Annotated in this window: 1 protein-coding gene; it reads right to left on the bottom strand. The window is 47.5% G+C overall.

Annotated elements, in window-relative coordinates; translation table 11 throughout:
- Positions 1-123: 123 nt before the first annotated feature.
- Entirely contained in the window at positions 124-558 is a 435-nt protein-coding gene (locus tag KG118_RS17685; RefSeq protein WP_004293512.1) for a DUF5675 family protein, read from the bottom strand.
- Between the last annotated feature and the right edge of the window lie 69 nt (positions 559-627).

Here is a 627-nt window from a genome sequence, read left to right as displayed (position 1 = left end):
CCCCGCCACAATGGGGACAATAGTTCGGTTGCAACAGTTTCCAGAGTTCATACTGCCGTGGGGACGGTTTGAACTCGATGCGCAGGTTTCTGGGTGGTTTGAGCCTGTTGACCGCCATTAGATTTATACAATCTGAATGGTTATGTCCCTTTCGGACTCGAGTATAGCATACAGTTTTTGGAATGTAGTACGGGATTCCAAAACTTTTCCCTTGACCGTATTCTTTCCCACGATGATACAGCCGGCGGAATCGACTTCGGTATTGCCGGAATGGATCAGGATGCCGAGGAAATGCGGCACATCATGCAGATATGGCATTTTCTTCTTGTACCTGGGACTGTACTGAAGAGTGACTTTATAAGTCCCGGCAGGAATGGCAGTCTTGGCATAGACCTTTTCCTTGCAGGTACAGGAACGGCCGCGAGGAGTATCCGGACAGGTTGCCGGAAGTTCCCTCACGGCATCTTCGATGGTATTACAGAAAAATTTGCCGTCGATGGACAGGTCACCTATGGTATAGGTCTGACCTTTGAATTTGCGGTTGAGTGTCAGCTTCATACTTCGATACTATTTGTATCGAAAGAGTAGAGACGGACGCCGGCTAATGTTTATTATATGTGTTTGTAA

Origin of the sequence: Bacteroides propionicigenes (assembly GCF_018390535.1) — a bacterium.
Taxonomy (GTDB): Bacteria; Bacteroidota; Bacteroidia; order Bacteroidales; family Bacteroidaceae; genus Bacteroides; species Bacteroides propionicigenes.
The sequence above is the reverse complement of the archived record's forward strand: the minus strand, read 5'-3'. Positions and strand labels throughout refer to the sequence as shown.